The organism is Bacillus coreaensis (assembly GCF_050586445.1).
GTDB classification, from domain to species: Bacteria; Bacillota; Bacilli; order Bacillales; family Cytobacillaceae; genus Robertmurraya_A; species Robertmurraya_A coreaensis.
The window spans coordinates 132605-158784 of sequence record NZ_JBOCCY010000008.1; the positions used below are offsets into that span (position 1 = coordinate 132605).

The window sequence follows — 26180 nt, forward strand, 5'->3', positions numbered from 1 at the left end:
AATGGAATCAACTATTCAACCGATTGACCCAATTGCGGTGTCACTCGGTCCAATCCAGATCCATTGGTACGGTGTGATCATTGGGGTGGGTATTGCACTTGCATTATTTTTAGCGATGCGAGAAGGAGAAAGAAGGGGACTACATAAAGACATTTTCCCTGATTTGATGCTTTGGGCGATACCCATTGCGATTATTTCAGCACGTATTTATTATGTTGCATTTGAATGGGATTATTACTCTCAAAATCCAGGTGATATTATCAAGATTTGGAATGGTGGAATTGCCATTCATGGCGCACTAATCGGTTCGGTTATCACAGCGATTGTGTTTTCAAGGAAGAAAAATATTTCGTTTTGGAAGCTTGCGGATATTGCGGCACCAAGTATTATACTTGGGCAAGCCATCGGTCGTTGGGGGAATTTTATCAACCAAGAGGCGCATGGTGGCGAGGTAACAAGAAGCTTTTTAGAAGGATTATTCTTACCGGAGTTTATCATCAACCAAATGTATATTGATGGAGTCTATTATCATCCAACTTTCTTATATGAATCAATCTGGAATCTAGTAGGATTCGTTCTATTAATGTCATTAAGAAGGGTGAATTTACGACAAGGAGAGATTTTCCTTTCGTATGTGATTTGGTATTCCATCGGTCGCTACTTTGTGGAAGGAATGCGTACGGACAGCTTGATGCTAACAGAATCTTTACGTATTGCCCAAACAATTTCGATCGGCTTAATTGTTTTAGCAGTTGCATTAATCGTTTACCGAAGAGTAAAAGGATACGCGAAGGTTCGATATTTGGACCAGAGTGTGTAAATCATAGAGAGAGAAGGGTGCAATTTCTTCTTACGAAAGCTGCCCAATAAAGGCTTTCTTCCGGAGAAACTCCACCCCATAAGAAATAAGGGAGAGGGATAGTTTCCCCTTCCGCGAGCTGGTGTTCCTTTGGAACAAAGGCTAGCTTCAGGGGGAACTATCCCATCCTAATACGAATAAGGGAGCATGGAGAGAAGATGCTACAATCTACGAAAGCAGGGTTTTTCGTCGGTTTGAAGACCGTTTGGGCATTGGGGAAAATTATATTTCCGGTTGCCCTTATTGTTGCTTTGCTGCAACATACCCCTGTTCTGCCATGGGTGATTCAGTTAATTACTCCTTTGATGGGGATTTTTGGCCTTTCTGGTGACGCAGCGATTCCTCTTGTACTAGGAAACTTTCTGAACCTGTATGCGGCAATCGGAGCCATGCTAACGATTGATTTATCGGTAAAAGAAGTGTTTATCATCGCAGTTATGCTTTCTTTTTCACACAATATGCTCGTGGAATCGAGTGTCGCGATCAAAGTAGGCGTGAAGCTTTGGATTGTGCTAACCGTTAGAATTGGGTTGGCCATTTTTTCAGGAATTGTGATTAATCTAGTATGGCAAGGTGGAAACGAGCGTGCTCAATACGGGTTGGTGGCAGCGAAAGAAGAAACGGTGAGTGGAGTCATTCCGGTCCTTCTCGATGCTTTGCAAACAGCCGCACTTGGAATTGTTCAGTTAGCCATGATTGTTATGCCATTAATGATTGTGATTCAAGTATTAAAGGACTTACATTGGCTTCAAGTATTTTCACGCTGGATGGCACCAGTGACAAAAGCATTAGGAATGAAGGAAAATACGTCAACCACTCTAGCAGCAGGATTGATTTTCGGTCTTGCATATGGAGCCGGTGTCATGATTCAGGCCGTAAAAGAGGATGGGGTAAGCCAGAAGGACGTAACGATTGCGTTTATTTTCCTCGCAGCCTGCCACGCCGTTGTGGAAGATACCCTCATCTTTATACCATTAGGAATTCCTGTCCTTCCTTTGCTACTCATCCGTTTAGTATTGGCGATCGTATTGACCGCTATTGTGGTGAGAATATGGAAGCGAGTCGAGTTCTCAAAACGAAAGGAAACAGTATATGACCACTAAAACAACAACCATCTTATTTGATTTAGACGGAACATTAATCGATACAAATGAACTGATTATTCAATCCTTTTTACACACCTTACAGCACTACTATCCTGACCAGTACAAACGTGAGGATGTGATCCCGTTTATGGGACCAACGCTTGTAGAAACATTTGGTGGAATGAACCCGGAAAGTGTTGAGGAAATGATAAAGACATATCGTTCCTTTAACATTAGCAATCACGATTCACTTGTAAAAGAGTTCGAGGGTGTAAAAGAAACCGTTATTGCTTTAAAGGAAAAAGGGTATAAGATTGGAATCGTGACGTCTAAAATGTCTGACGTCGTGATGAAAGGATTGAAGCTTACTAAGCTAGATCCATATTTTGAAATCGTTGTGGCACTTGATCACGTCGAAAAAGCAAAGCCAGACCCAGGTCCGGTACGTATGGCTTTAGAAAAACTGCATTCTTCTCCAGAGGAAGCGATCATGGTTGGAGATAACCATCATGATATTTTAGGAGGGAGAAATGCGGGAGTAAGAACGGCTGCGGTTGCCTGGTCGATTAAAGGTCGTGATTATTTAGCCAAGTACAATCCAGACTATATGCTTGAAAACATGACTGATTTACTGGCCATTTTAGAGGCAGAAAGATAATGAGAAGGACGACTCGCTACCCCGTCGAAGGAGCGAACTCTCTATGGCATGTATACAAGACCGTCCCATTTGTAAAAGTCGTCAAAAACTTCATCGTCATCCAACTCGCACGATATACACCATTTTTAGGGATGAAAAATTGGTTGTATCGAACATTTCTAAAAATGAAAATTGGTGACCAAACCTCATTTGCTCTTATGGTCATGCTCGATATTATGTTTCCAGAAAAAATCAGCGTAGGCAAAAACACCGTCATCGGTTATAACACCACGATTCTTGCCCACGAATACTTAATCAAAGAGTATCGATTAGGAGAAGTGCAAATCGGAAGCGAAGTAATGATTGGAGCGAATACGACGATTCTCCCTGGTATCACCATTGGGGATGGAGCCATTGTGTCAGCAGGAACGCTCGTTCATAAGGATGTTCCTGCAGGAGCGTTCGTCGGTGGCAATCCCATGCGGGTAATTTACACAAAGGAAGAGCTCGCAACCAGATGGGAAGAAGATCCGATTTACGGAAAAGAAAAGCTTCATTAACAGTAGTTAGTGAGGCTTTTTTTATATCATTGTCTATTGGTGTACATAATCGAGCCTTTATTGCGCTAGCAATAACAGCGAAGAGAATGGGCACCAATTGACTTTGGTACCAATTTTTCAGTTGACGACCTCCTTGTGAAAGGAGTAAACTACATATAACTTCAATTTGCTAACATATTAGCGAACTAAAGGATTCGGAACATTTAGATATAGAGGTGATTGTCTTGAGTCGTTTATTTATGTTCGAAAAACCGCTTGGAATGAGGGATACCCTTCCAGGATTATATGAAACGAAAAGCATTGCTAGAAATGCGATACAATCAGAAATGAAGCGCTGGGGTTTTCAGTTTATTGAAACGCCTGCACTTGAATATTATGAAACGGTTGGAACAGCTTCAGCTATTCTTGACCAGCAGTTGTTTAAATTATTAGATTCACAAGGACATACACTTGTGCTAAGACCGGATATGACGGCACCGATCGCGCGTGTGGCAGCGTCAAAGCTGTTGAACGAAGACTTGCCGCTACGTTTAGCCTACTCGGCAAATGTATACAGAGCACAGCAAAGAGAAGGGGGCAGACCTGCAGAATTTGAGCAAATCGGTGTGGAGTGTATTGGCGACCATACAATTAGTGCAGATGGAGAGGTCATCGCTCTATTAATCTCGTCATTACGAGAAGTTGGACTACCAAAGTTCCAAATTTCCGTAGGTCATATCGGTTTTGTACAAACCTTGTTCCAGCAAATTCTTGGAACAGAAGAGCGGGCCCATGCATTAACGAAATTTCTATATGAAAAAAATTATGTAGGATACCGTGAGCATGTAAAAAACCTCGCGTTATCTTCCATTGATAAGCAAAGATTATTAGATTTCCTAAAGCTTCGCGGAGGCGAGGAGGTTCTAAGCTTTGCCAATGATATTATTGAAAATGAAAGTGGTCGTGAAGCACTTTCTCAGCTTCAGCAATTGTGGGAGATTGTCGTAGCCTTCGGTGAGGAAGATAAGCTGAAGTTTGATCTGACACTTATTAGTCATATGAGTTACTACACGGGAATTGTGTTTGAAGTTTACTCTCACGCGGTAGGTACACCGATTGGAAATGGCGGCAGATATGATCTTCTTTTAGAAAAGTTCGGGAAGGCAACGGGAGCGACCGGATTTGCTTTATACTTAGACCGCTTAATCGAAGCGCTTGGTGGAGTATCAGAAGAAACACCGATGACCTGTATTTTATTCAGTGATGAACGCCGACAGGAAGCTTATACAGTGGCAAAAGAAAAGCGTGCCATCGGAGAAAAGGTCGTATTACAAGATATCAATGGTGTGAAAAATATTGATGCATGCACGAATCAATATACAGATATCGTCTTTTTAATCGGAAAAGCAGGCAGGGGGTCTTAACAGTGAAGGAAATGCTAACAATTGCAATGCCGAAGGGGCGGATTTTTGACGAAGCAGTTGAGCTTCTTCGTCAAGCGGGCTTCAATCTTCCACCAGAGTTTGAAGACTCTCGCAAGCTCATAATCGATGTGGAACAAGAGCAATTTCGCTTTATTTTAGCGAAGCCGATGGACGTCCCGACTTATGTAGAACACGGTGTTGCTGATTTAGGGATTGCAGGGAAAGATGTTATGCTAGAAGAAGAACGTGATGTGTATGAACTATTAGATTTGAAAATTAGTGCCTGCTACTTGGCGGTTGCAGGTTTACCAAATACAAAGATGAACGATGTGGCTCCAAAGGTGGCTAGCAAGTATCCGAATGTGGCAGCAGCCTATTTCCGTGAACAAGGGGAACAGGTGGAGATCATCAAGCTGAATGGTTCGATCGAACTGGCACCGATTATCGGATTATCTGATCGCATCGTAGATATCGTGTCTACAGGAAAAACTTTGGTCGAAAATGGACTAGTAGAGTATGAACGCATTGCTGATATTACCTCTCGTCTGATCGTAAATCCGGTCAGCTACCGAACAAAGGATGAGCGAATTAGTGAGATCGTTGATAAATTAACAGACGTGATTCACGGTGTAAGGAGCTGAACAGGATGAGAATTCAAAGGGTGAGTGAGGCGGTTAGCATTAAGCGTTCGGTGGATGCGGGAACTGAGGAGCAACGCCAAACGGTAAAGATGATAATTGAAGATGTACGAAAAAATGGAGATACGGCTCTATTTGCCTATACAGAAAAATTTGATCGTGCGACGTTAACATCGATGCTGGTTTCAGAAGAAGAAATCCGTGAAGCATACGACGAAACTGGTGCGGAATATGTAGCAATTATTAAGGAAGCAGCGGAAAACATTCGCTATTTTCATGAAAAGCAGGTTCGTAATTCATGGCTGACGACAGAAGCGAATGGAACGATTCTTGGCCAAAAGGTCACTCCGCTTGATTCCGTTGGCGTGTACGTACCAGGTGGAACAGCGGCATACCCATCGTCTGTCCTTATGAATGTGATGCCGGCAAAAGTGGCTGGAGTTGAGCGCATCGTCATGGTTTCTCCTCCTGGTGCCAATGGAAAGTTACCAGCAGCCGTTGTTGTTGCGGCTCAAGAAGCTGGTGTGAAGGAGATTTTTAAGGTTGGGGGAGCACAAGCAGTTGCCGCTCTTGCTTATGGAACAGAAGCGATTAAGCCGGTTGATAAAATCGTCGGACCGGGAAACATTTATGTGGCCCTGGCCAAGCGTGAAGTTTTCGGTGACGTGGATATTGATATGATTGCAGGTCCTAGTGAAATTGCGGTTTTGGCAGATGACACGGCTCGAGCAAGCGAAGTGGCAGCCGATCTTCTTTCTCAAGCAGAGCATGATGAAAGAGCATGCTGTGTGCTTGTTACCACTTCACAAGAATTAGCTGAAAAGGTTTCTGAGGAGGTTGTTCGTCAGCTTGAAACACTTCCTCGTAAGGCGATTGCCGAACAATCGATCGCAGATTACGGAGCGATTTATGTGGCTGACACATTAGAAGAAGCGATTGCCACAATTAACACATTGGCGCCAGAGCATTTAGAAGTGATGACGGCTAACCCAATGGAGCTTTTAGGACAAATCAAACATGCGGGTGCCATTTTTATCGGCCGATTTAGTTCCGAACCAGTCGGAGACTATTTCGCAGGCCCTAACCACGTGCTACCAACAAACGGAACCGCCCGTTTCTCAAGCCCATTAAACGTAGACGATTTCCAAAAGAAATCAAGCATTATCTCATACAGTGAACAAGCATTACAACAAAACGTCGAAAAAATCGCCGCCTTCGCAAGACTTGAAGGCTTAGAAGCTCACGCTAGAGCGGTAGAATCACGATTTAAATAAATGGAATAGGGGGCGTTTCCACCCTAAGAAGCCTTTGTTGCGTAGCAACACCAGCGCACGGAGGGTGAAACGACCCCTTGACCAACACTTTTTTGAACAGGAGGATTCGACAATGACAAGGACTGCAAGCATTACAAGAAAAACAGGTGAAACAAATATAGAACTTTCTTTAACGATTGATGGAGAAGGGAAATCAGAACTAGAGACGGGCGTTCCTTTCATGACACATATGCTGGATTTATTTACCAAGCATGGTCAGTTTGATTTAACCATCAACGCAAAAGGTGACACAGAGGTGGACGATCACCATACAACAGAAGACATCGGCATCTGTTTAGGACAAGTCCTTCGTGAAGCATTAGGCGATAAAAAGGGAATCAAGCGCTATGGTAATGCTTTTGTACCAATGGATGAGACACTTGCGCAAGTAGTCGTTGACTTAAGCAACCGTCCACATCTAGAAATGCGCGCGCACTTCCCAAGTCAAAAAGTAGGAACCTTTGATACAGAGTTAGTTCACGAATTTCTTTGGAAGCTTGCCCTTGAAGCACGAATGAACCTCCATGTGATCGTTCACTATGGTCAAAATACACACCATATCATCGAGGCCATTTTTAAAGCATTAGCTAGAGCGTTGGATGAAGCAACCACGATTGACCCAAGAATAAAGGGCGTTCCATCAACGAAAGGGATGTTGTAAATGATCGGAATTATTGATTATGGAATGGGGAATTTATTCAGTGTTTCGAAGGCCCTTGAACGGCTCGAAGCTCCTTACTTCATTTCAGAAGATGCTAGCGAACTGCTACAGGCTGATAGCTTAATCTTACCAGGGGTTGGATCGTTTAAAGATGCTATGGAAAAGCTGAACGAATCAGGCTTGACTGCGATGATCAAGGAATATGTGAAAACAGGAAAGCCTTTGCTTGGTATTTGCCTTGGAATGCAACTATTATTTGAAGAAAGCGAAGAGAACGGATTAACAAAGGGATTAGCGTTATTACCAGGAAACGTAGTTCGTTTTCCAGGAGAAACGCCTGAGGGAAAGGCGTACAAGGTCCCGCATATGGGATGGAACAATATTCACTTCTTCCGTACGTCGCCAATTTTAGAAAATATTCATGAAGACTTTGTATATTTTGTTCACTCGTATTACGTAAATACGCCGGATCATGAGGTCGTCATCGCTAGCTGCGATTATGACGTTGAAGTACCTGCTGTTGTAGGACGTGGAAATGTATTCGGAATGCAATTTCACCCCGAAAAAAGCAGCAAGCTAGGCATGGAATTATTGCGTAATTTTACTGAGCTAACGAAAGAAAGGGTGGCACGATGAGCTTTACTATTTATCCAGCGATTGATATGCGCGGAGGCAAATGCGTCCGCCTTTTACAAGGAGATTATAATCAAGAAACCGTGTATGGAGATTCCCCATTTGATATGGCGAAAAGCTTTGCCGATGCAGGAGCCGAGTGGATACATATGGTCGATCTTGACGGAGCAAAGGATGGCAAGCGTGTGAACGACCGGTTTGTGATCGAGGCTGCTCAAAAGCATGATGCGAAAGTACAAATTGGTGGTGGGATTCGTACCGAGGAAGATATTCTTCATTACCTTAACAATGGCGTGTCACGTGTCATTATCGGGAGTGTGGCCGTGTCAAACCCAGAGTTCGCTATTGAAATGATTCAAAAGTACGGTGAGAAGATTGCAATTGGACTTGATGCGAAGGATGGCTATGTCGCAACGCATGGTTGGCTCGATACTTCTTCAGTCACAGCGGTTGAGCTTGGAAAGCGACTGGCTGAAGCGGGTGCAGAGACATTTATTTTTACAGATATCGCAACAGATGGAATGCTTTCTGGCCCAAACTTATTGGCTGTGGAGAAACTGGCGGTTGAAACAGGTAAAAGCGTCATCGCCTCTGGTGGAGTAAGTGAGTTAGCTGATCTACGGGCATTGAAGGAGCTTGTAGGAAAAGGTGTGAGCGGTGCAATTGTCGGAAAAGCCATTTATGAAGGAAGATTCTCTGTTCCTGAAGCATTGAAAGAGGTGAAGTAACATGCTAACCAAGCGTATTATTCCATGCCTGGATGTGAAGGACGGTCGTGTGGTAAAAGGAATTCAGTTCGTACAGCTGCGCGATGCAGGAGACCCCGTCGAACTGGCTCGTTTTTACGATGAGCAGGGAGCAGATGAGTTAGTTTTTTTAGATATTTCTGCTTCGCATGAAGGCCGCGGTACGATGGTGGATGTGGTAAAATCTGTTGCTTCCGAGTTAGCAATTCCGTTTACTGTAGGTGGAGGGATCAATTCCCTTGAAGACATGAAACGCATTTTACGTGCTGGTGCGGACAAAGTGTCATTGAATACGGCTGCTGTGCTAAATCCTGAGCTTATTACTGAAGGAGCGAACTTCTTCGGCACACAATGTATTGTCGTTGCCATTGATGCAAAATACGACGAAGCGCTTGGTTCGTGGCGTGTTTTCACGCATGGTGGTCGAAAAGCAACCGATTATGAAGTCGTTCAATGGGCAAAAGAAGCGGTTCGCCTTGGTGCAGGAGAGATCCTGTTAACGAGCATGGATAGTGACGGAGAAAAGAAGGGCTTTGATGTGGCGTTAACTCGTGCCGTAAGCGAGGCGGTATCGGTTCCGGTCATTGCTTCTGGTGGAGCAGGAAACTCTGAGCATTTTGCAGAAGCCTTTTTAGAAGCAAAGGCAGATGCAGCTTTAGCGGCATCAATTTTCCACTACAAGGAAACATCAGTTGAAGAAGTGAAATCATTTTTAAAAGAAAAAGGGGTGAATGTACGATGAATGTAAAATTTGATGAAAACGGCTTGCTGCCGGCAATCGTTCAGGATGCAGTGACGAAGGAAGTATTAACACTTGCGTATATGAACAAGGAATCTTTAGATAAATCGATTGAAACACGTGAAACATGGTTTTACAGTCGTTCACGTCAGGAGCTTTGGCATAAAGGAGCAACAAGCGGGAATACACAGAAAATCGTTGATATGAAGTTCGATTGTGATCAAGATGCCGTGGTTATATTGGTAGAAGCAGCTGGTCCTGCTTGTCACAACGGAACAACCAGCTGTTTTACAGAGAGTGTGTTCACAGGTGAGGAAGCAGCGTCTGGTGCAGAAAGCCTAGCAGACTACCAAATTTTATTTGAACTTGAGCAGTTGATTCGCAACCGTGAAAAAGAACGTCCAGAGGGTGCATACACGACGTACCTGTTTGAAAAAGGCGTTGATAAGATTTTGAAAAAGGTCGGGGAAGAAGCATCTGAAGTCATCATTGCTGCAAAAAACCGTGATGCTGAGGAGCTAAAGTGGGAAGCAGCCGATTTAATGTACCACTTATACGTACTGTTGGTGGAGCAAGGCTTGCCAGCTCGAGACGTATTGTCCGTATTAAATAAGCGACATGAAAAATCTGCAGCAAAATAACCAGCCGAGGGGCTGGTTATTTGTTTTTTGGACAAAGCTTCCTTGATCGCCTTTCTATATTCATGGTTTCAGCAACATAGGACTTATGATATAATAATTAGGTTAAACATATTCTTTTTATAAATTACTTCATTACATCTAAGAAGTGCTTGTAAACACGTTAAATGGAGGATTTCATGAGCAAAGACTCTAAAGCATATCAACCTAAAGGTAAATTATTGTCTTTTCATCCAACTGGTGAATACTACTTTGCTAAAGGCTTAAAGGCGTATCAACGGAGGGATTTTTATAAATCAAAAAAATATTTGGAGCGTGCGATTCAGTTAGAGCCGGGCGAGCCGATGATTTATTGTCAGCTGGCGATTGTTTGTACGGAGCTTGGTGACTATCAGCAGTCCAATCGCTATTTGCACGAAATTTTAGAAGAGCTGGATGAGCATATGCTGGAGTGCCATTATTTCTTGGCTAACAACTACGCACATCTCGGCCTTTTTAAAGATGCATACACACACGCGTCGCTGTATTTAAAGCTGGATCAGGACGGAGAGTTTGTCGAGGATACGGAAGAACTAATCGACTTACTCACTCTTGAAGCCGAGGAGCTTGATGAGGACCTGTACGAAGAGGATGACTTAATCGTAAAGCAGGATGAGGCGCGCCGTTTATTAGAATCAGGACATTTCCCAAGAGCGGTTGACCTTTTAGAAGAGGTGATCGAGGAATTTCCTGAATACTGGTCAGCCTACAATAACCTAGCCCTTGCCTATTTCTATCTAGGAGAAACAGACAAGGCCGACAGCATTCTTGAGGATGTACTCACGAAAAATCCAGGCAACCTGCATGCGCTTTGCAACAAGCTTGTGTTTGCTTTTTATCTGAAGGATAAAGAGAACGTGAATAGCCTGAAGGACGTGTTGAAAAAGATTAAGCCGATGCTGCAAGAACATCAATTCAAACTTGGAGCGAGCTTTGCGCTTGTTGGAGAGTATGAGCTGGCTTACGGATGGCTAAGAAAGCTGCAACGAGTAGGATTTGAAGGGGATGGACCATTTTATTACTGGCTATCCTACTCTGCGTATCATACTGATCGTCAATCCACGGCTGAGCAAGCGTGGAAAAGAGTTCTTGAATTCAGCCCTGAAAAAGAAGGACATGAGCCATGGGAAAAGAATAAGCCAGAAGCAGCTGGCTTTGAGCATATTCCAAAAGCGATTCATCAAAAGCTAGAAAGCAGCTTCATTGAAGAGCGTTTATTCGGGTTATTCCTTGCTTCCTTATCGGGAGAAAAAGAAAAACTTTTAACTTCTATGAAGCCGAAGTACTCGATAGAAAAGGAATATGTCGATCTTTTAAGCATGGAAACATGTGAAAAACCTATCATGCGTTCTGGACATGAGACGGCACTGGAGCTTTATAAGCAGCATCAACCGATTGGTACGACACAGTCGAGCTTGTTTTTATTATGGTTTACCATTTTGCCAGGACTTATGAAAGAAAATGTGCAAGCAAACAACTCGAAGGCGTTGGCAGCGGCAACCGAATATATGTGGAGAAAGCAACGTGGGGAGCGTACATCTCAGCAACAGATGGCAAAGCTTTACAGTCTATCCAGCTCCACCCTCCAGAAATATGTCAAAATTGTAAAAGGGCTCATTTAGTGAGCATATATTTGGACTCCACTCACTTTGTTTTATAGGATAAGGGTAACAAGGAAATACTATTACAAGTATTGTTTTCTTTTTTAAAAGGAGTGAATAAACGTGTCTGAAGAAAAAATTTATGATGTCATTATTGCTGGTGCCGGTCCTGCTGGGATGACGGCTGCTGTGTATACATCACGTGCGAATTTATCTACATTGATGATTGAGCGCGGTGTGCCAGGTGGACAAATGGCTAACACAGAAGAGGTTGAAAACTATCCGGGGTTTGACCATATTTTAGGACCTGAGCTTTCTACAAAAATGTTTGATCACGCGAAAAAGTTTGGTGCAGAGTACGCGTATGGCGATATAAAAGAAGTCATTGATGGTGAAGAGTATAAGACGGTTGTTGCGGGTTCAAAGCAGTATAAAGCTCGTGCCGTGATTATTACAACTGGTGCTGAATATAAGAAAATTGGCGTTCCTGGTGAAAAAGAGCTTGGTGGCCGTGGGGTTTCTTACTGTGCGGTTTGTGATGGCGCATTTTTCAAAGGAAAAGAACTTGTCGTTGTTGGTGGAGGAGACTCTGCGGTGGAAGAAGGAGTGTACTTAACTCGCTTCGCTTCTAAAGTAACGATCGTTCACCGTCGTGACGAGCTTCGTGCCCAAAAAATTCTTCAGCAACGTGCGTTTGACAATGAAAAAATTGATTTCATCTGGAATCACACCGTGAAGCAAATCAATGGCAAAGAAGGTAAGGTAGGTAGTGTTACTCTTGTGTCAACACAAGACGGCGCAGAGCAGGAATTCCAAGCGGATGGCGTATTCATCTACATCGGAATGGTTCCTCTATCAAAACCATTTGCGAACCTTGGTATTACTAACAGTGACGGATACATTGAAACCAATGACCGTATGGAAACGAAGGTTCCTGGCATTTTCGCTGCTGGAGATATTCGCGAAAAAACACTTCGTCAAATTGTTACGGCAACAGGTGACGGAAGTATCGCTGCTCAAGCTGCGCAACACTATGTAGAAGAACTAATGGAATCATTAAAGCAAAAAGCATAACATAAGAAAAGCTAGCCTTTTGGGGTTAGCTTTTTCATATTCAACTAAATGGTGCATCCCTTCATCCATTTTTTACAAAACGTAATCTCCAATTAATTATACTGTAACAGTAGTGAAACATTGTTCGTGTAGAATAAGAATTGAAATTGACCCCCTTTTAAGATATATATCTTTGGCACAGGAACATGTCCTGTGCTCTTTTTTTATATTTGTCCATTTCCTATTCATTGTGAGCCCATTGTAAAAATAGTATAATAGAAAGAATAAAAGTCGTTAAATCTAGTCTCTGAGGTGATTGAAGCGTGCAACGAGTGACAAATTGTGTATTAGTAAAGGATAATAAAGTCTTGCTGCTCCAAAAGCCTAGACGTGGCTGGTGGGTGGCTCCCGGTGGAAAGATGGAGCCCGGTGAATCAGTGAGGGACTGCTGTATTCGAGAGTACCGTGAAGAGACGGGTATTTACTTGAGAAATCCCAATATTAAGGGCATTTTTACATTTATCATGAAAGATGGAGACCAAGTTGTTTCAGAGTGGATGATGTTCACCTTTTTTGGAACAGAAGCTGATGGTATCAATCTGGATGAGTCAGAGGAAGGGAAGCTTGCTTGGCATGACTTTCATCAGATTAAAGATTTACCGATGGCAGAAGGGGATTATCATATATTGGACTACATGATCCACGGTCAAGGAATCATCTATGGCACGTTTACATATACAACCGATTTTCAGTTAATTCAATATCGTCTTGATCCTAGCTAAGGAGGAATTTTTATGAGTACAGGAGCGACACAAGATACACAAATGGTGATTATAACGGGGATGTCTGGGGCAGGGAAAACAGTCGCCATTCAAAGCTTTGAAGATCTAGGTTTTTTCTGTGTGGATAACCTGCCACCAACCTTATTGCCAAAATTTCTTGAACTTATGAAAGAGTCCGGAAATAAGATGAATAAGGTAGCGCTTGTAATGGATTTAAGGGGGAGGGAGTTTTTCGACCACTTATTCAAGGCGCTCGATGATCTTGCTGAAACATCATGGGTGACACCGCAAATTCTATACTTAGATGCGGACGATTCCACGCTTGTTCGTCGCTACAAGGAAACTCGACGTACTCATCCGCTTGCTCCGTCCGGACTTCCATTAGAAGGTATTCAGCTGGAGCGTGAACTGCTTGAGGAATTAAAGGGAAGAGCACAGCTCATTTACAATAGCTCACAAATGAAGCCGAAAGAATTACGCGAAAAAATCTTAACGGAATTTTCAGCGAATAAGCAAACGATCTTTACGGTTAATGTGATGAGCTTTGGGTTTAAGTACGGAATTCCGATTGACGCAGACTTAGTTTTCGATGTTCGCTTTTTACCGAACCCGCACTATATCGAGTCGATGAGACCAAAGACGGGTCTTGATGAGGATGTTTCAAAATATGTACTGAAGTGGAATGAAACGACGAAGTTCTTAGAAAAAGTAACGGAGCTGTTAGCCTTTATGCTTCCTCATTATAAACGTGAGGGGAAAGCGCAGCTCGTGGTGGCCATCGGATGTACAGGTGGGCAGCATCGATCCGTGGCATTGACTGAAACCATTGCACACCACTTTGAAAAAGATTATGAAACTCGAATCACTCATCGTGACATCGAAAGGAGAAAGGAACAAACTACATGACGAAGATTCGACAGCCTCGAATTGTGATTATTGGGGGCGGAACAGGGTTGCCGGTGTTGCTTCGCGGTTTAAAGAAGTTTCCCGTTGATATTACGGCCATCGTTACGGTTGCTGACGATGGCGGTAGCTCTGGACGCCTTCGAGATGAAATGGACATTCCTCCTCCGGGAGATGTTCGCAATGTACTAGCGGCATTATCAGATGTAGAACCGTTAATTGAGGAAATGTTTCAGCATCGTTTTGCAACTGCTAATGAATTATCTGGTCATTCACTTGGTAATTTAATTTTAGCAGCGATGACATCCATCACAGGGAATTTTACTCATGCCATACAAGAGATGAGCAAGGTATTGAACGTACGTGGGAAGGTACTTCCAGCTGCTACACAAAGTGTGGTGTTACATGCTGAAATGGAGGACGGCACGATCGTTTCCGGGGAATCGAAAATTCCTTACTCCGGAAAACGGATCAAGAGAGTGTTTTTAACACCTGGTAATGCGACTCCGCTACCGGAGACTCTTCATGCCATTCGAAAAGCGGATTTAATCGTCATTGGACCAGGAAGCTTGTATACTAGTATCTTACCTAATCTTCTTGTCCCAAAGCTTGGTGAGGAAGTGTGCCGTGCAAAGGCGAAGAAGGTGTATATTTGCAATTTAATGACTCAAGCGGGTGAGACGCTTGATTATTCCGCAAGCGACCATGTGAAAGCGATTTACGACCATATGAAGAGGGATTTCATGAACACGATTTTAGTAAATAGGGAACATATCCCAGAAGAGGTTCTTACTCGCTATAGCGAAGAGCTAGCAAAACCTGTACACTTTGATTTAACTACTCTATATGATTTAGGACTCGAAGTGGTAGAGGGAGAAATCATGAGCCTTGAAAATGGAGTAATCCGCCATGACACAAGGGAAGTAGCAAATATTTTATATTCTCTATTAATAAATGAAACCCGCAAGCGGTCTAAAGCGTAGAAACACTTAAGCAACCGTTTGTATAGGAGGTGAAGATGTGTCATTCGCTTCGGAAACGAAAAAAGAGTTAACGAATATTGAAGGAAAAGAATGTTGCGGGAAAGCGGAGCTGTCCGCTTTGATTCGAATGAATGGCTCATTGTCCTTCTCTAATCGAAAATTAGTGGTCGATATCCAAACGGAAAATGCTGCGATTGCCCGAAGAATTTATACGTTGGTAAAACGATATTACGACGTTCAAGTAGAACTTCTAGTTCGAAAGAAAATGAGATTGAAAAAGAACAATGTGTATATTGTAAGGCTATCACAGGATGCAAAGATGATCTTAGAGGATTTATTTATCCTAGAAGAAGGATTTGTGTTTGCTCACAATATTGCTGAGGCACTTATTAAAAAGAAATGCTGTAAGCGCTCCTATTTACGTGGAGCATTTTTAGCAGGAGGTTCGGTGAATAACCCGGAAACTTCCTCTTATCATCTCGAAATTTTTTCACTTTATAAAGAGCATAATGACTCTTTATGTGAATTGATGAATACATTTGGTTTAAACAGCAAAACGCTTGAAAGAAAAAAGGGCTTCATTACGTATTTAAAGGAAGCTGAAAAAATCACCGAATTCTTAAATATTATCGGTGCTCATAATGCACTACTAAGGTTTGAGGATATTCGGATTGTCCGTGACATGCGTAACTCGGTGAATAGGCTAGTTAATTGTGAAACAGCGAACTTAAACAAGACGATTGGTGCGTCCTTACGACAGGTCGAAAATATCAGGTTTATACAAGATAATGTAGGTCTTCATATTTTACCTGAAAAGCTTAGAGAAATTGCAGAGCTTCGTATTGCTTACCAAGATGTCACGTTGAAGGAACTAGGGGAAATGGTATCTGGAGGAACCATCAGTAAATCAGGTATCAATCATCGTCTTCGTAAAATTGACGAAATTGCCGAAAAGCTTCGAGTCGGGGAAAACGTGAGTAAAACCATGTAATGATATAGATAAAAGATAAGGATAGGGGAGGAAAGCAAGTATGGTGGAAAAACAAGTGGTAGTAAAGTTAAAGACGGGTTTACAGGCACGCCCTGCAGCGTTGTTTGTACAAGAAGCAAATCGTTTTTCGTCAGAAGTATTTTTAGAGAAAGACGGTAAAAAGGTAAATGCTAAGAGCATTATGGGACTTATGAGCTTAGCTGTTAGCTCAGGTTCATCTGTGAATTTGATCGTTAATGGAACGGATGAAGAAGCAGCACTTGAAGCGTTAGAAAAATACGTTCAAAAAGAAGCATAATAAAGAAAACTCGCTCCAGAGAATGAGAGCGAGTTTTTTACTGTTGAAATTTTATTTTTCTTCCTTCTTCGTTTCAAGCGTGTTGCGTGAAATGATATGGTCTACTAGGCCATATTCTTTTGCACGATCAGCTGTCATGAAGTTATCGCGGTCTGTGTCTTTAGAAATGACTTCCATTGGTTGACCAGTACGCTCAGCAAGAATGCCATTTAACTTTTCACGAAGGAAAAGGATGCGCTTCGCAGCGATTTCGATTTCTGTTGCTTGACCTTGTGCTCCACCAAGCGGTTGGTGAATCATTACTTCTGCATTTGGAAGGGCGTAACGCTTTCCTTTTGTACCAGCAGCAAGAAGGAATGCACCCATTGATGCCGCCATACCGATACAAATCGTTTGAACGTCAGGCTTAATGAACTGCATCGTGTCGTAGATCGCCATCCCAGCTGTAATACTACCACCTGGTGAGTTAATGTAGATGGATATGTCTTTTTCAGGATTTTCCGCTTCTAAAAATAATAACTGAGCGACGATTGAATTAGCCACATTATCGTCAATTCCACTTCCAAGCATGATAATGCGGTCTTTTAATAGGCGTGAGTAAATATCGTATGCACGCTCTCCACGGTTCGTTTGCTCAATAACTGTAGGGATTAAATTCATTTCTTTTTCCTCCTTTAAATGAGAGTCAAACATACAATTGGTTAAGTATGTTTAAAGTGTAACTGTATGTATTTTCATGATACACTCATGGTCAATAAAGGTCAAACAAATAGCTACAGAATTGTTCGACACAAATTGCTATGTACTTATAAACCCACTTTCCATCATACCCACTGGGCGGTTTTTTAAACAAGAATTTGAACTTTTCCACTATACTGAAAATGGGAACTGTTGTAAAATGTAGGGTAATGATAATGAGGGAATTGGGTAGTGGTGGATGGGTTTGGGGTAGTGGGATCGGTTGAATGCGAATGAGGGTTAGTAATCGCAAATATTGTCGGGGAATCGCAAGTAACTTTTGTGAATTGCAAATAAAAGCTGAAGATCGCAAGTAAAATTTCAGAATCGCAAATAAAAGCTGAAGATCGCAAGTAAAATCTTAGAATCGCAAATAAAATCTGAAGATCGCAAATAAAATCTCAGAATCGCAAATAAAATTTCAGAATCTCAAGTAAAATCTCAGAATCGTAAGTAAAAATTCCAAAATCACTAATAAATTCACAGAATCACCAAACAAACTCTATGAATCTAAAAGAATCACTCTCTTATTCGCGAAAAAACCATCAAAAACACTCTAAGCCCCACGAAATCAAGCAATTCAACATTATAAAATGTAGAAAAATTAGCAGAGGAGTGGAAAACGTGGAAACGAAAAAGACCTTCAAACTAAACAAAATACAAATCGCAGCAATTAGTGCAGGCCTCGTGATCATGGCTGGTTTTGGTGTGTTTTCGTATTGGACAAATGCCACTCCATCAAGCGGTGGGACCGACCGGGTGCTCAAGCAAGCAGAGGAAGCAGAGGCATCCGTTGAAGAAGGAGGACTTGAAATCCAAATAGATGAAAACGTGGAGCAAGTATTTCCGAGTGATTTAAAAGAATTTGAAGTGCAATCTGCTATTCATCATATGTCACATCAAAAGGTGGAAGCCGAAAAGAAATGGGGAGCCATTCTTATTACGGAAGAACGAGTCAAGCGCCTTTACGATGTGGTGGTCGCCAATCAAAATGAATATAAGTATGCTAACACGTATATCAAGATTCTTGAACGATGGCTTGAAGGAGATTTTTCCCAAGCAGTTAGTGACCATAATACAATATGGGAAATACAGGACGGAAATGTTGGAAAAGCGACTGGCCTGTTAAGTATGAAAGAGGAAGAGAAATTTATAGAGAAGTATATGAAGTAGAGTGGAAGCAGGGGACGACTAGTCGTTGACAGCATTACGAATCATCTAGTATGATGTAAGAGCGCTTATTTTGCATATAAGCACTTTTCTGCCCTCGTGGTGCAACGGATAGCACGTAAGATTCCGGTTCTTGAAATGGGGGTTCGATTCCCTCCGAGGGCGTCATTTATATGGAGAAACACTTGTCACTATAGACAGGTGTTTTTTTATTTACTACCCATTCAATTCCTTCTTATCTTCATGTAAAATAGATAGTGGGGGTGAGAAGATGAATTTAAAAGCAGGATTGTGGCAACAGCAGACATTAAAATTAAAGATGACGCAAGAGCTTTCACAGGCGATTACGCTACTTCAGTATTCTTCCCAGGAGCTTACGGCTTTTTTAGAAAGCAAAGCATTGGAAAATCCCCTTATCCAGATTGAAACCTCCCATGTTAAAACGATGGATCCCCGCAAAGATCGACCGAAAAAAACGAGAGTCATAGATAAAGATCAGCAAAACTGGATTGAGCAAATAGGAAAAACGGCCGCTACTTTATTTGACCATCTATATGCTCAAGTAGTGAACCACTCGGATGTGGGGCTGCTTAAGACTTTTTTAGAATATATTGATGGAAACGGTTACATTGTAATGAGCAACGAATCTATTGTTACTACATTAGGCATTTCACGCGAGAAAGTAGACTCGTTAGTTTCTATTATCCAAGACCTTGAACCAGCTGGGGTAGGTGCGAGGTCGTTAGGGGAGTGTTTATTCTTACAGCTAATTCGTATGCCGAACCGAAATCCTTTAGCGGAAAAATTGGTCAGTGATCATTTTGAAGAGTTTGCAGAAAAGAAATGGAAAACACTATCCAAACGACTAAACGTAAGTCTTTCTGATATCCAAGCGGCTTTTGACTTGATTCAAACATTAAATCCGCGCCCAGGGGCTGACTTTCATGAAGAAGCACCTTCCTATGTGATACCAGATGTATCGGTTAAATGGGATGGGAAGCATTTTGAAATCAGTGTGTACGATGACGTGCTCCCGAAGCTTTCGTTCCAGCAGGAATATTATCAACAATTTTCATCCGTAAAAGATGCAAGTCTCAACAAATACTTGCAAGAAAAGCAACAGGACTACTCGTGGATTGTCAGAAGCTTAGAGCAACGAAAGGAAACAATAACTAAGGTGTCACTTGCAATTGTGCAAAGACAGCAAAACTTTTTCGAAAAAGGGCCTTTGCACTTAAAGCCGATGACGATGAGAGAAATTGCAGAGGAAATAGATGTTCATGAGTCCACTGTTAGCCGGGCGGTCCGTGAAAAATATATGCAAACCCCGTTTGGAACATTTGAGCTTAAATCGTTCTTTACAAACATGGTATCCACGACCAATTCAGAGGCCACTTCGTCAAACCAGGTGAAGGATGCCATTAAGAAATTGGTTGATGGGGAAGATAAAGCAAAGCCTTATTCCGATCAGGAAATTTTAGATATATTAAAAGAAAATGATGGATTTGTGATATCTAGACGGACGGTAGCCAAATACAGGGACCAGCTCGGAATTCCATCTTCGTCCAAGCGAAAGAGATTTTAAAGGAGATTGTCTAATGATTATTGAGTTTTATACTAGAAAAAGATGTCCTTTATGCGAAAAAGGAAAAGCGATCCTTACCGAACTACAGGAAAGCTGGGAGTTTGAAATCATCGAGAAGGATATTGATACGAATGATGAATGGACAGAGCGCTATGGATTAATGATCCCTGTCGTTGTTTTGGACGGAGAGGAGCTTCAATATGGACAGTTAGACAAAATGTTCATAAACGAAGCGCTTACAAAAAAAATACACCGTATATGAGTTGAAAAGGGAAATCGCACCTGTTAGAATAAGTTTTGTAGCAGGGGTGATTTTTTTTACCTTCAGCGGGACACATTATGTCTATGAGGGACATATAATGTCCATATAGGATGAAGGAGACATCAATATGCAGTCGATCATTGATATCCAAAAAAGATTATTACCTGATTTGCTCTCTGTTATGCAGGAACGTTTTCATATTTTACAGTACATAGGTTCCATGGAGCCAGTAGGTCGTCGAAGCTTATCTGTCAGTCTCGGTGTAACAGAACGAGTCCTCAGAAGTGAAGTTTCCTTTCTGAAAGAGCAAGACTTAATCACTATATCAAGTGTAGGAATGAGTCTTACTGAAGATGGAAGGGAATTACTAGAGGGATTAGAAGCGGTTATGCGTGAGATATCAGGTATCGACAAAATGGAAGAAAGACTCCGAAGGAAACTTGGTATTCAGCAAGTGATCATTGTAGCAGGTAACAGTGATGAGTCACCATGGGTAAAAAGCGAATTAGGAAGAGCTTGTGCTCTTTGCATGAAAAATTCGTTACAGGGAAAAAATATCATCGCAGTTACTGGTGGTACAACAATGGCAACTGTAGCAGAGATGCTAACTCCAGACCTCGGCAAAGATCTTCTTTTTGTACCGGGACGCGGGGGAATTGGGGAAGATGTTCAAAATCAAGCTAACACCATCTGTGCCAAAATGGCAGAAAGAACTAAATCAAGCCACAAGGTGCTCTATGTCCCTGATCAAGTAAGCAGTGAAACGTACCACATGATGTTAAAGGAACCTCATATTAAAGAAGTTCTTGGTTTAATCAAATCTGCAAGCATGGTTTTACACGGAGTAGGAGACGCTATGACAATGGCCCAACGCCGACGAACAAGCGTGGAGGACTTACGTAAAATCGAAGAAAGACAAGCGGTTGGTGAAGCATTCGGGTATTATTTTAACGAAGCAGGAGAAGTGGTCCACAAAGTAAGAACAGTTGGACTTCAACTTGATGATCTGGCAAAAACAGGGCATGTGCTCGCTGTTGCTGGAGGAGCTTCAAAAGAAAAGGCAATTCGCTCTTATATGCAGCAAGCTCCCAAAAACACCGTATTAATTACGGATGAAGGAGCCGCAAAACAGTTATTACAGGGCTAACCCCCTTAAATAAAAAAATATCCTTATTCAATTAAAGGAGGAAACAAATCATGGCAGTAAAATTAGGTATTAATGGATTTGGTAGAATTGGACGTAACGTTTTCCGCGCAGCATTAACAAACCCTAACGTAGAGGTTGTAGCAGTAAACGACTTAACTGATGCAAACACACTTGCTCACCTTTTAAAATATGACACAGTTCACGGCAAGCTTAAAGAAGACGTAACTGTTGACGGCGACTACCTAGTAGTTGGCGGAACGAAAGTAAAAGTTATCGCTGAGCGCGACCCAGCTCAACTTGGATGGGGAGACCTTGGAGTTGAAGTAGTAGTTGAATCTACTGGTCGTTTCACTAAGCGTTCTGACGCTGCTAAGCACTTAGAAGCTGGCGCTAAGAAAGTAATCATCTCTGCTCCTGCAACTGATGAAGATATCACAATCGTTATGGGTGTAAACGACGATAAGTACGATGCAGCTAACCACCACGTTATCTCTAACGCATCTTGTACTACAAACTGTTTAGCTCCATTTGCTAAAGTTCTTAACGACAACTTCGGTGTTCGTCGTGGTATGATGACAACTGTTCACTCTTACACAAACGACCAACAAATCTTAGACTTACCACACAAAGATTTACGTCGTGCTCGTGCAGCTGCTGAAAACATCATCCCTACATCTACTGGTGCTGCTAAAGCTGTATCTTTAGTTCTTCCTGAACTTAAAGGTAAGTTAAACGGTGGAGCTATGCGTGTTCCAACTCCTAACGTTTCTTTAGTAGACTTAGTTGTTGAACTTGACAAAGATGTAACTGTTGACGAAATCAACGCAGCTCTTAAAGCAGCATCTGAAGGTGACTTAAAAGGAATTCTTGATTACTCTGAAGAGCCACTAGTTTCTACTGACTACAACGGTAGCCCAGCTTCTTCTACAATCGATGCTCTTTCTACAATGGTTATGGAAGGCAACATGGCGAAAGTTATCTCTTGGTATGACAACGAGTCTGGTTACTCTAACCGCGTAGTTGACCTTGCTGAATACATCGCTTCTAAAGGTCTTTAATCTTAAGGAAAAAAAACTTCAATTGCGACAATAAATGGATTATGGGTTTAACTCTTGCCATTTTGAAGCAAAATAGGTTTAAAAAGGGGAGAGGGGAACAAATCCCCCTCCTTTTCTATGTTCAAAGCTTATGCTAAATAGGAGGATTTTCCGATGAACAAAAAGAGTGTAAAAGACATTGAATTAAAAGGTAAAAGAGTATTTTGCCGAGTGGATTTCAACGTACCTATGAAAGATGGACAGATTACGGACGAAACTCGTATTCGTGCAGCTCTTCCAACCATCCAATACCTAACTGAGCAAGGCGCAAAAGTAATCCTTGCTAGCCACCTTGGTCGTCCAAAGGGTGCAGTAGTAGAAGAAATGCGTTTAACTCCGGTGGCTGGTCGTTTATCTGAACTTCTTGGTAAAGATGTGAAGAAGGCGGACGAAGCTTACGGTGATAGCGTAAAAGCTTTAGTTTCTGAAATGGCTGAAGGCGATGTTCTTTTATTAGAAAACGTTCGTTTCTATGCTGGGGAAGAAAAGAATGATCCTGAATTAGCAAAAGCATTTGCTGAGCTAGCTGATGTATATGTAAATGACGCATTTGGTGCTGCTCACCGTGCACATGCTTCAACAGAAGGTATTGCACACCACCTACCAGCTGTTTCTGGTCTATTAATGGAAAAAGAACTTGATGTTCTTGGAAAAGCTCTATCTAATCCGGAAAGACCATTTACTGCAATCATCGGTGGAGCAAAAGTAAAAGACAAGATTGGTGTAATCGACAATCTTTTAGAAAAAGTAGACAACCTAATCATCGGCGGTGGCTTAGCTTATACATTTATTAAAGCTCAAGGTCACGAGATTGGTAAGTCACTTTTAGAAGCTGACAAAATGGATTTAGCTCTTTCTTTCATTAAGAAGGCGGAAGAAAAAGGCGTTAAGTTCTATATGCCAGTTGATGCAATTGTTGCTGACGATTTCTCTGATAGTGCAAACAAAAAAGCGGTAGGAATCGATGAGATCCCTGCGGATTGGGAAGCACTTGATATCGGACCAAAAACAGCTGAGCTTTACAGCAATGTCATTAAAGAGTCTAAGCTTGTTATTTGGAACGGACCAATGGGTGTATTCGAATTAGATTCGTTTGCAAACGGAACAAAGGCAGTAGCAGAAGCATTAGCAGCATCTGAAGGTACATATTCTGTTATCGGCGGTGGAGATTCAGCTGCAGCCGTTGAAAAATTCAACCTTGCTGACAAAATGAGCCATATCTCAACAGGTGGCGGAGCTTCTCTTGAGTTCATGGAAGGTAAAGTTCTTCCTGGAGTCGTTGCATTAAACGATAAGTAATATTTTTAGAGAGGATGAAAACCATGCGTAAACCTATTATTGCAGGTAACTGGAAAATGCATAAAACTCTTTCAGAAGCGACGAGCTTTTTGAATGAAGTAAAGTCAATCGTTCCTTCTTCTGAAAAAGTGGATTCTGTAATCTGTGCTCCAGCATTATTTTTAGAGCGTTTAGTTGACGGAGCAAAAGGAACAGAAGTGAAAATCGGTGCTCAAAACATGCACTTTGAAGAAAGCGGAGCATTCACAGGTGAAGTTTCTGCACCAGCTCTTGCTGATCTTGGTGTTCAATATGTGATCATTGGTCACTCTGAGCGTCGTGAAATGTTCAATGAAACAGACGAGTCTGTGAATAAGAAAACTCTTGCTGCATTCAAGCATGGTATTACACCAATCGTTTGCTGTGGGGAAACTTTAGAGCAACGTGAAGCTGGTGAAACCAATACGCTTGTGGGCGATCAAGTGAAAAAAGCACTTGTTGGCTTAACAGAAGAGCAAGTTAAGCAAACGGTTATCGCTTATGAGCCAATCTGGGCAATTGGAACAGGTAAATCTTCTACTGCTGAAGATGCAAACGAAGTATGTGCACATATTCGCCAAGTAGTTGCAGACAACTACTCTAACGAAGTAGCAGCTGCTGTTCGCATCCAATACGGCGGAAGTGTAAAACCAGGTAACATCGCTGAGTACATGGCACAGCCAGATATCGACGGCGCTTTAGTTGGTGGAGCAAGCTTAGAAGCTGATTCGTTTGTACAATTATTGGAGGCAGGTAAGAATGAGTAAGTCTCCTGTTGCGTTAATCATCCTTGACGGCTTTGCACTTCGTGGCGAGCGTATGGGAAATGCAGTTGCACAATCGAACAAACCAAATTTTGAACGTTTTTGGAACAGCTATCCACACGCACAGCTAATTGCTTCTGGGGAAGCGGTAGGATTACCTGAAGGTCAAATGGGTAACTCCGAAGTAGGCCACTTAAACATCGGTGCAGGACGTATTGTGTACCAAAGCTTAACACGTGTGAATGTATCGATTCGTGAAGGTGAATTCGAGCGTAATGAAACATTCTTAAATGCGATCAATCACGTGAAAAAGAACGGAACAAATCTTCACTTATTCGGATTATTGTCTGATGGTGGAGTTCATAGTCATATTCAGCATTTATTTGCGCTACTCAAGTTAGCTGCTCAGGAAGGTGTGAAGAACGTATACGTTCATGCATTCTTAGACGGCCGCGACGTAGCACCACAGTCTGCTGGTGACTTTATCAAGCAAGCTGAAGAAAAGATGAAAGAATACGGTGTTGGTCAGTTTGCAACGATTTCTGGTCGTTACTACTCGATGGACCGTGACAAGCGTTGGGAACGTGTAGAAAAATCTTACCGTGCAATGGTGTACGGAGAAGGTCCTGCCTACTCAAACGCTATGGATGTTGTAGAAGACTCTTACAACAACGGAATCTTCGACGAATTCGTTCTTCCATCTGTTTTGAAAAAGGAAAATGGAGAGCCGGTTGCAACGATTTCTGATAATGACGCAGTTATTTTCTATAACTTCCGTCCAGACCGTGCAATCCAAATTTCTAACACGTTTACAAATAAAGATTTCCGTTCGTTCGACCGCGGCGATAAGCATCCACAACACTTAAACTTCGTGTGCTTAACACACTTTAGTGAAACGGTTGATGGATATGTAGCCTTTGAACCTACAAACCTTGATAACACACTTGGTGAAGTGTTATCTCAAAACAATCTGTCACAGCTTCGTATCGCTGAAACAGAAAAATACCCACACGTAACGTTCTTCATGAGCGGTGGACGTGAGGCGGAATTCCCTGGTGAAAAGCGTATCTTGATCAACTCACCGAAAGTTGCAACATATGACCTTCAACCAGAAATGAGTGCTTATGAAGTAACAGACGCGTTAGTAAAAGAGATCGAGGAAGATAACTTCGATGCGATTATCTTAAACTTCGCTAATCCTGATATGGTAGGTCACTCTGGAATGTTAGAGCCAACAATTAAAGCGATTGAAACGGTAGATGAGTGCCTTGGTCGTATTGTTGATCTCATCATTAAAAAAGGTGGAACAGCGATAATCACAGCCGATCATGGGAATGCTGATGAAGTAGTGACATTAGAGGGTAACCCAATGACTGCTCACACCACAAACCCAGTTCCAGTTATTGTTACTAAGGAAGGCATAGAGCTTCGTGAAGACGGAATCCTTGGCGACCTTGCACCAACGATGCTTGAACTATTAAACGTAGCACAACCAGCTGAAATGACTGGGAAGACATTACTTAAGAAGTAATTTGGTA

At 42.1% G+C, this 26180-nt stretch carries 28 protein-coding genes and 1 tRNA gene; 28 read left to right on the top strand and 1 reads right to left on the bottom strand.

Annotated features, from left to right (window positions below):
• Position 1 precedes the first annotated feature (1 nt).
• The 19 genes from lgt (at position 2) to ACQ5H4_RS14435 (ending at position 16562) form a co-directional block, all read left to right on the top strand.
• A complete protein-coding gene (lgt, locus tag ACQ5H4_RS14345) occupies positions 2-820 on the top strand; it encodes a prolipoprotein diacylglyceryl transferase (RefSeq protein ID WP_430775667.1) in 819 nt (272 codons plus the stop codon).
• Between the two features lie 197 nt (positions 821-1017).
• Positions 1018-1962 (top strand): nucleoside recognition domain-containing protein, encoded by a 945-nt coding sequence (locus ACQ5H4_RS14350; RefSeq protein WP_430775668.1) that lies wholly within the window; start codon positions 1018-1020, stop codon positions 1960-1962.
• A complete protein-coding gene (gene ppaX / locus ACQ5H4_RS14355) occupies positions 1952-2602 on the top strand; it encodes a pyrophosphatase PpaX (protein WP_430775669.1) in 651 nt (216 codons plus the stop codon). Before ACQ5H4_RS14350 ends, ppaX begins: the two co-directional genes overlap by 11 nt.
• Positions 2602-3141, top strand: coding sequence for an acyltransferase (locus ACQ5H4_RS14360; protein WP_430775670.1), 540 nt, complete (start codon positions 2602-2604; stop codon positions 3139-3141). Before ppaX ends, ACQ5H4_RS14360 begins: the two co-directional genes overlap by 1 nt.
• A 224-nt stretch (positions 3142-3365) precedes the next feature.
• Positions 3366-4544, top strand: a complete 1179-nt coding sequence (locus tag ACQ5H4_RS14365) for an ATP phosphoribosyltransferase regulatory subunit (protein WP_430775671.1) — start codon at positions 3366-3368, stop codon at positions 4542-4544.
• Positions 4545-4555: 11 nt separating this feature from the next.
• Positions 4556-5185 carry an ATP phosphoribosyltransferase gene (gene hisG / locus ACQ5H4_RS14370; RefSeq protein ID WP_160548689.1) on the top strand — a complete coding sequence of 210 codons (630 nt, stop codon included), beginning with the start codon at positions 4556-4558 and terminating at the stop codon, positions 5183-5185.
• Between the two features lie 5 nt (positions 5186-5190).
• Positions 5191-6456, top strand: coding sequence for a histidinol dehydrogenase (gene hisD / locus ACQ5H4_RS14375; RefSeq protein ID WP_430775672.1), 1266 nt, complete (start codon positions 5191-5193; stop codon positions 6454-6456).
• Between the two features lie 112 nt (positions 6457-6568).
• The gene (gene hisB, locus ACQ5H4_RS14380) at positions 6569-7156 is read left to right on the top strand and encodes an imidazoleglycerol-phosphate dehydratase HisB (protein ID WP_430775673.1); all 588 of its coding nucleotides are present in this window, start codon (positions 6569-6571) and stop codon (positions 7154-7156) included.
• The gene (hisH, locus tag ACQ5H4_RS14385; RefSeq protein WP_430775675.1) at positions 7157-7792 is read left to right on the top strand and encodes an imidazole glycerol phosphate synthase subunit HisH; all 636 of its coding nucleotides are present in this window, start codon (positions 7157-7159) and stop codon (positions 7790-7792) included.
• Entirely contained in the window at positions 7789-8517 is a 729-nt protein-coding gene (gene hisA / locus ACQ5H4_RS14390) for a 1-(5-phosphoribosyl)-5-[(5-phosphoribosylamino)methylideneamino]imidazole-4-carboxamide isomerase (RefSeq protein WP_430775677.1), read from the top strand. Before hisH ends, hisA begins: the two co-directional genes overlap by 4 nt.
• Position 8518: 1 nt before the next feature.
• Positions 8519-9277 (top strand): imidazole glycerol phosphate synthase subunit HisF, encoded by a 759-nt coding sequence (hisF, locus tag ACQ5H4_RS14395; protein ID WP_430775678.1) that lies wholly within the window; start codon positions 8519-8521, stop codon positions 9275-9277.
• The gene (hisIE, locus tag ACQ5H4_RS14400) at positions 9274-9915 is read left to right on the top strand and encodes a bifunctional phosphoribosyl-AMP cyclohydrolase/phosphoribosyl-ATP diphosphatase HisIE (protein WP_430775679.1); all 642 of its coding nucleotides are present in this window, start codon (positions 9274-9276) and stop codon (positions 9913-9915) included. The genes hisF and hisIE overlap by 4 nt, the downstream gene beginning before the upstream one ends.
• Positions 9916-10091: 176 nt before the next feature.
• On the top strand, positions 10092-11573 hold the full coding sequence (locus tag ACQ5H4_RS14405; protein WP_430775680.1) for a tetratricopeptide repeat protein: 1482 nt from the start codon (positions 10092-10094) through the stop codon (positions 11571-11573).
• 102 nt (positions 11574-11675) lie between these two features.
• Positions 11676-12626, top strand: coding sequence for a thioredoxin-disulfide reductase (gene trxB, locus ACQ5H4_RS14410; protein WP_430775681.1), 951 nt, complete (start codon positions 11676-11678; stop codon positions 12624-12626).
• A 302-nt stretch (positions 12627-12928) separates the two neighbouring features.
• Entirely contained in the window at positions 12929-13387 is a 459-nt protein-coding gene (locus ACQ5H4_RS14415) for an NUDIX hydrolase (protein ID WP_066058777.1), read from the top strand.
• Positions 13388-13399: 12 nt separating this feature from the next.
• On the top strand, positions 13400-14293 hold the full coding sequence (gene rapZ, locus ACQ5H4_RS14420) for an RNase adapter RapZ (protein ID WP_160548677.1): 894 nt from the start codon (positions 13400-13402) through the stop codon (positions 14291-14293).
• On the top strand, positions 14290-15273 hold the full coding sequence (locus ACQ5H4_RS14425; protein ID WP_430775682.1) for a gluconeogenesis factor YvcK family protein: 984 nt from the start codon (positions 14290-14292) through the stop codon (positions 15271-15273). Before rapZ ends, ACQ5H4_RS14425 begins: the two co-directional genes overlap by 4 nt.
• Positions 15274-15310: 37 nt before the next feature.
• Positions 15311-16264 (top strand): DNA-binding protein WhiA, encoded by a 954-nt coding sequence (gene whiA, locus ACQ5H4_RS14430; protein ID WP_430775683.1) that lies wholly within the window; start codon positions 15311-15313, stop codon positions 16262-16264.
• A gap of 40 nt (positions 16265-16304) precedes the next feature.
• Entirely contained in the window at positions 16305-16562 is a 258-nt protein-coding gene (locus tag ACQ5H4_RS14435) for an HPr family phosphocarrier protein (protein ID WP_119709969.1), read from the top strand.
• Positions 16563-16613: 51 nt separating this feature from the next.
• Here the strand turns inward: ACQ5H4_RS14435 and clpP are convergent, their stop codons facing one another.
• Positions 16614-17255, bottom strand: a complete 642-nt coding sequence (gene clpP, locus ACQ5H4_RS14440; protein ID WP_391559099.1) for an ATP-dependent Clp endopeptidase proteolytic subunit ClpP — start codon at positions 17253-17255, stop codon at positions 16614-16616.
• Between the two features lie 669 nt (positions 17256-17924).
• Here clpP and ACQ5H4_RS14445 point away from each other — a divergent pair.
• From ACQ5H4_RS14445 to gpmI, 9 genes are all read left to right on the top strand, one after another.
• Positions 17925-18473, top strand: coding sequence for a DUF6241 domain-containing protein (locus tag ACQ5H4_RS14445; RefSeq protein ID WP_430775686.1), 549 nt, complete (start codon positions 17925-17927; stop codon positions 18471-18473).
• A gap of 90 nt (positions 18474-18563) precedes the next feature.
• A tRNA-Arg gene (locus ACQ5H4_RS14450) sits at positions 18564-18635 on the top strand.
• 106 nt (positions 18636-18741) lie between these two features.
• The gene (gene rpoN, locus ACQ5H4_RS14455; protein WP_430775688.1) at positions 18742-20055 is read left to right on the top strand and encodes an RNA polymerase factor sigma-54; all 1314 of its coding nucleotides are present in this window, start codon (positions 18742-18744) and stop codon (positions 20053-20055) included.
• A 13-nt stretch (positions 20056-20068) separates the two neighbouring features.
• Positions 20069-20317 (top strand): glutaredoxin family protein, encoded by a 249-nt coding sequence (locus ACQ5H4_RS14460; protein WP_430775690.1) that lies wholly within the window; start codon positions 20069-20071, stop codon positions 20315-20317.
• Positions 20318-20444: 127 nt separating this feature from the next.
• Positions 20445-21464 carry a sugar-binding transcriptional regulator gene (locus tag ACQ5H4_RS14465; RefSeq protein ID WP_430775692.1) on the top strand — a complete coding sequence of 340 codons (1020 nt, stop codon included), beginning with the start codon at positions 20445-20447 and terminating at the stop codon, positions 21462-21464.
• Positions 21465-21514: 50 nt separating this feature from the next.
• Positions 21515-22522: a type I glyceraldehyde-3-phosphate dehydrogenase gene (gene gap, locus ACQ5H4_RS14470; RefSeq protein WP_160549601.1), complete on the top strand. Its 1008-nt coding sequence runs from the start codon at positions 21515-21517 to the stop codon at positions 22520-22522.
• Between the two features lie 153 nt (positions 22523-22675).
• Complete coding sequence (locus ACQ5H4_RS14475) at positions 22676-23860, top strand: phosphoglycerate kinase (protein WP_430775694.1); 1185 nt, start codon at positions 22676-22678, stop codon at positions 23858-23860.
• A 23-nt stretch (positions 23861-23883) separates the two neighbouring features.
• On the top strand, positions 23884-24645 hold the full coding sequence (tpiA, locus tag ACQ5H4_RS14480) for a triose-phosphate isomerase (RefSeq protein WP_430775696.1): 762 nt from the start codon (positions 23884-23886) through the stop codon (positions 24643-24645).
• Positions 24638-26173, top strand: a complete 1536-nt coding sequence (gpmI, locus tag ACQ5H4_RS14485) for a 2,3-bisphosphoglycerate-independent phosphoglycerate mutase (protein ID WP_430775697.1) — start codon at positions 24638-24640, stop codon at positions 26171-26173. The genes tpiA and gpmI overlap by 8 nt, the downstream gene beginning before the upstream one ends.
• Positions 26174-26180: the final 7 nt, after the last annotated feature.

Coding starts and splice junctions, on each gene's coding strand:
- lgt (WP_430775667.1), top strand. CDS start 2: ATGGAATCAACTATTCAACCGATTGACCCAATTGCGGTGTCACTCGGT.
- ACQ5H4_RS14350 (WP_430775668.1), top strand. CDS start 1,018: ATGCTACAATCTACGAAAGCAGGGTTTTTCGTCGGTTTGAAGACCGTT.
- ppaX (WP_430775669.1), top strand. CDS start 1,952: ATGACCACTAAAACAACAACCATCTTATTTGATTTAGACGGAACATTA.
- ACQ5H4_RS14360 (WP_430775670.1), top strand. CDS start 2,602: ATGAGAAGGACGACTCGCTACCCCGTCGAAGGAGCGAACTCTCTATGG.
- hisG (WP_160548689.1), top strand. CDS start 4,556: ATGCTAACAATTGCAATGCCGAAGGGGCGGATTTTTGACGAAGCAGTT.
- hisD (WP_430775672.1), top strand. CDS start 5,191: ATGAGAATTCAAAGGGTGAGTGAGGCGGTTAGCATTAAGCGTTCGGTG.
- hisB (WP_430775673.1), top strand. CDS start 6,569: ATGACAAGGACTGCAAGCATTACAAGAAAAACAGGTGAAACAAATATA.
- hisH (WP_430775675.1), top strand. CDS start 7,157: ATGATCGGAATTATTGATTATGGAATGGGGAATTTATTCAGTGTTTCG.
- hisA (WP_430775677.1), top strand. CDS start 7,789: ATGAGCTTTACTATTTATCCAGCGATTGATATGCGCGGAGGCAAATGC.
- hisF (WP_430775678.1), top strand. CDS start 8,519: ATGCTAACCAAGCGTATTATTCCATGCCTGGATGTGAAGGACGGTCGT.
- hisIE (WP_430775679.1), top strand. CDS start 9,274: ATGAATGTAAAATTTGATGAAAACGGCTTGCTGCCGGCAATCGTTCAG.
- ACQ5H4_RS14405 (WP_430775680.1), top strand. CDS start 10,092: ATGAGCAAAGACTCTAAAGCATATCAACCTAAAGGTAAATTATTGTCT.
- rapZ (WP_160548677.1), top strand. CDS start 13,400: ATGAGTACAGGAGCGACACAAGATACACAAATGGTGATTATAACGGGG.
- ACQ5H4_RS14425 (WP_430775682.1), top strand. CDS start 14,290: ATGACGAAGATTCGACAGCCTCGAATTGTGATTATTGGGGGCGGAACA.
- ACQ5H4_RS14435 (WP_119709969.1), top strand. CDS start 16,305: ATGGTGGAAAAACAAGTGGTAGTAAAGTTAAAGACGGGTTTACAGGCA.
- clpP (WP_391559099.1), bottom strand. CDS start 17,255: ATGTTTGACTCTCATTTAAAGGAGGAAAAAGAAATGAATTTAATCCCT.
- rpoN (WP_430775688.1), top strand. CDS start 18,742: ATGAATTTAAAAGCAGGATTGTGGCAACAGCAGACATTAAAATTAAAG.
- ACQ5H4_RS14460 (WP_430775690.1), top strand. CDS start 20,069: ATGATTATTGAGTTTTATACTAGAAAAAGATGTCCTTTATGCGAAAAA.
- ACQ5H4_RS14465 (WP_430775692.1), top strand. CDS start 20,445: ATGCAGTCGATCATTGATATCCAAAAAAGATTATTACCTGATTTGCTC.
- gap (WP_160549601.1), top strand. CDS start 21,515: ATGGCAGTAAAATTAGGTATTAATGGATTTGGTAGAATTGGACGTAAC.
- ACQ5H4_RS14475 (WP_430775694.1), top strand. CDS start 22,676: ATGAACAAAAAGAGTGTAAAAGACATTGAATTAAAAGGTAAAAGAGTA.
- tpiA (WP_430775696.1), top strand. CDS start 23,884: ATGCGTAAACCTATTATTGCAGGTAACTGGAAAATGCATAAAACTCTT.
- gpmI (WP_430775697.1), top strand. CDS start 24,638: ATGAGTAAGTCTCCTGTTGCGTTAATCATCCTTGACGGCTTTGCACTT.